General features: G+C 58.1%; 3 protein-coding genes and 1 pseudogene. 2 read left to right on the top strand and 2 right to left on the bottom strand.

Translation table 11 applies throughout. The features are described 5' to 3' along the window. The first annotated feature begins 205 nt into the window (after positions 1 to 205). The gene (locus ACYP5B_RS18835) at positions 206 to 424 is read left to right on the top strand and encodes a hypothetical protein (RefSeq protein WP_459570711.1); all 219 of its coding nucleotides are present in this window, start codon (positions 206 to 208) and stop codon (positions 422 to 424) included. A 556-nt stretch (positions 425 to 980) separates the two neighbouring features. Continuing rightward, positions 981 to 1,340, top strand: a pseudogene (locus tag ACYP5B_RS18830) (IS110 family transposase); the annotation flags it as partial. 139 nt (positions 1,341 to 1,479) lie between these two features. On the opposite strand, the gene ACYP5B_RS18825 reads toward ACYP5B_RS18830, so the two are convergent. Together ACYP5B_RS18825 and ACYP5B_RS18820 are read right to left on the bottom strand one after the other, a co-directional pair. Continuing rightward, positions 1,480 to 1,707, bottom strand: coding sequence for a hypothetical protein (locus ACYP5B_RS18825; protein ID WP_459570710.1), 228 nt, complete (start codon positions 1,705 to 1,707; stop codon positions 1,480 to 1,482). 568 nt (positions 1,708 to 2,275) lie between these two features. Then, positions 2,276 to 2,557 (bottom strand): hypothetical protein, encoded by a 282-nt coding sequence (locus ACYP5B_RS18820; protein WP_459570709.1) that lies wholly within the window; start codon positions 2,555 to 2,557, stop codon positions 2,276 to 2,278. Positions 2,558 to 2,909 lie beyond the last annotated feature (352 nt).

Here is a 2,909-nt window from a genome sequence, read left to right as displayed (position 1 = left end):
TCGAGAGGTTCATGTCCGGATCTGTGAGGGCGTGAGGGTGCGATTCCCTTGCGCTACTCGACATGCGACGGTTCGCAAGCCCAGCAGCGACGCGGGAACTCATGCGTAACTTGTTGATTTTTCGTAAGCGCGAAATTTTCCACACATAGCGTCGGAAGCCCAGACGGCGCAGGATTGTGTCCACTGTTTTTAGTGGACACAACTCATGGGCCAGATCGATTTGGATTTCTTGCCGCTGCGGGTGATCAACGTCGACGCCGACGGCAAGCGCAGCTTTGCCAAGGGCGACAAGCGGCGGATCGGTCGAGCAGCAGGACTTCCGCGTCTTACCAGACGCTGCTCACGGACCTTCTGTAGCACCCGAGCACGATTGAGGAGCGGATTCATTCACCTCATCGAAGGTTCGATCCCAGATCGTTTCTGAAGCAATCAGCGTTATGCAAGAAGGTCGCCGAGGTGCTCGGAATTGTCCGATTACCGCCTCGGCAATCGTCGCATGATTCGGTGACCCACGCGAACAAAAGATGCATTAACGGACGGCCCAATCTCCTGTATCCAGATCGCAATCAGGCGCCTCGCTCGCTATGGACATATGTAGGTGGGACCGCCAGCACAGTTTGCGCGAATCCAGTCCCAACATTGCTGAAAGGTAGCTGGGCCATAAATAGCGGGCCAGCCTGCAGTGCCGCCCTCACCCATTCGCGCAACCGCCGCATGGTTATCTTGAGGCGACTTAAAGACGTAGTAATCCATGCTCTCCCCCTGTCCCTTCGCCGTGCCGGTCGTGCAGCTGAACTCGGGTCCAATCGCCCAATGCACCTGCATATAACAGGATAGGTATTGCTTCTGACACGTGCTAGTTGTCTTTTGAACAGGCTCCCCGTTGCTTCTGGCCGATCATCCAGCTCGCCAAGCAATGCGAAGAAATCAGAGTCGGGCCATGATTCTCATCGAGTTGTTGACGAGATGCGACTGCACAATGGAGTTCAAACTGCACCTTGCCGGGCATCGAGGTGCGTCTGATCAGCCCGCAGTATGTCGCACCGTTCGTCAAGACGAACAAGAACGACCGCAATGATGCGGAGGCAATCGTCGAAGCCGCGAGTAGGCCGGCCATGCGCTTCGTCACGGTCAAATCGGTCCAGCAGCAGGATATCCAGGCGGCGCACCGCATGCGTGCCATCCCTCTGCGCCACCGTACCGCGCTGATCAATCAGATGCGCGGCTTGCTCGGGGAGCACGGCCATGCCATCGCCCGATCGCCGGAAGCCTTCAAGCGTGCGATCTCGGAACTGCTGCGCACGAGCGACGACGAACTGACCGCGTTTTGCCAGACGCTGGCGACCGGGACGATGCCGGGACCTGAGGCAGATTGCCTTGTAACAGGCGGCACCATCCCCGCGCGGCAGCGCCAATGCAGGAATTCAAGGTTGCGCAGTCTGTCGCGCGGGTAGGCGGCTCGCATGCCGCCGCGCCTGCCTAGGCCCTGACCACCGCGACGCTGAACGCGCCGTGGTCCAGCGCATCTGCAATGGCATCGCAGGCGTGCTGGAAAAAACCGTAATAGGTGCCGCGCCCGTTGACCACAATCCGAAACAGGATGATTGTCCGGCCGGGTCCGGAATCGGTTTCCGATATATTCCCGGGTATGCAATGGGCGCCCTTCGCGAGGTCATGGCCGGCATTGAAAGTCGCGATCCAATGCATCGTGTCTCCTCGAATGGGAACCGCGCTTACCCTGCCAAAACACCGTGATATCCGGACAGGCCGCACGTGTCTTGACGCCGTAAAGTCTTGTGTATCGGTCGAGACCTTCCCCCTCACCGCGTTGCTGTGTGTATCGCGGTGGATCAGTCCCTGGAAAAAATCATACTCGCGATCACGTACCGAGCCATTAGCCAGATGGATTAGTGCGCCGATGCGCGTCTCAGACCTTCTCTAATGCAGCCGCTACCCTGAAGAATGAAAGTGGATGAGAGCAGCTGACAATGAAAGTGCGTTGGGAGATGCCTTACTCCTGTGGCCTGGCCCGAATTCCGCAAGTCCGAACTGATCCTGCGATAAAAGAGGCTGCGCGCCACGGCGGGAAGGCGCTAAGCGTGCGATGATGAAGAAGCCCTATCCAAAAAAAAAGACCGCCGACGTGAGGGCGATCTGGTGCAAATTTCGTCGGGTCAGACACGGGATGGGCGAGATGAGTCATCAGTACACTCTGCCAGACGAATAGGCAGTTCGATTCTAACTTTTGTTTTCCGCTCGCTGCCTGCGGTCGCCCTCAGTCCGCTGCAGTCCGAAACATTCCCGTCATCAAGTCGAGCTCGAACCCTGCAGGCCAGGGCTCGCGAACGTTGGCGGCATACAGCATCGATGCGTCAACTTTGGTGCGACGTACGCTGACCAGGCGAATCCCGAGGGTGCCGTCATCCGCGCAGTCGCATACGCAGAAGTCGGCCGCAATAAAGCCGTGGCGCCGGCATGCGCTGGCGAATGCATCGCGCTCAGCGGCGGGAAACGTCTCTAGTCGCGCCATTGAAAACCCCCGTGAAAAACGCGTCATATGCCGGCCGGATTAACGAGAATCGTCCAACGTTAATACTCGGCGAGCAGCCTGAACCGCATCCAATTTAGTCGAGTTGTGCTGCGACGAAAAGAGTACGAAAGGATGAAGTTTCTCCTTAGGGTATCCCACAACGTGAAAGGCGGCCGCAGCCGCTTTCTTTCGGCCCGCGCGGTCCTCGCGCGAGACGATGCCCCTGCATCAATCGCCCGATCGACCCGGTGGGTTAGGAGGGCAGTAGGCCATGATTAAGCGTGGCGGCCTCAAATCTGAAGTGCAACACCTTGCTTCGGGTAAGGTGCTCAGATGCAAAGCAGAACTTCGTACCAACAACTTCAGCCTGAGGAGCGCA

Source organism: Cupriavidus sp. 8B (assembly GCF_054589115.1).
The sequence above is the reverse complement of the archived record's forward strand: the minus strand, read 5'-3'. Positions and strand labels throughout refer to the sequence as shown.

Excerpts from the sequence above, each read along its gene's own strand:
- ACYP5B_RS18835 (WP_459570711.1), top strand. The coding sequence starts at position 206 with ATGGGCCAGATCGATTTGGATTTCTTGCCGCTGCGGGTGATCAACGTC.
- ACYP5B_RS18820 (WP_459570709.1), bottom strand. The coding sequence starts at position 2,557 with ATGACGCGTTTTTCACGGGGGTTTTCAATGGCGCGACTAGAGACGTTT.
- ACYP5B_RS18825 (WP_459570710.1), bottom strand. The coding sequence starts at position 1,707 with ATGCATTGGATCGCGACTTTCAATGCCGGCCATGACCTCGCGAAGGGC.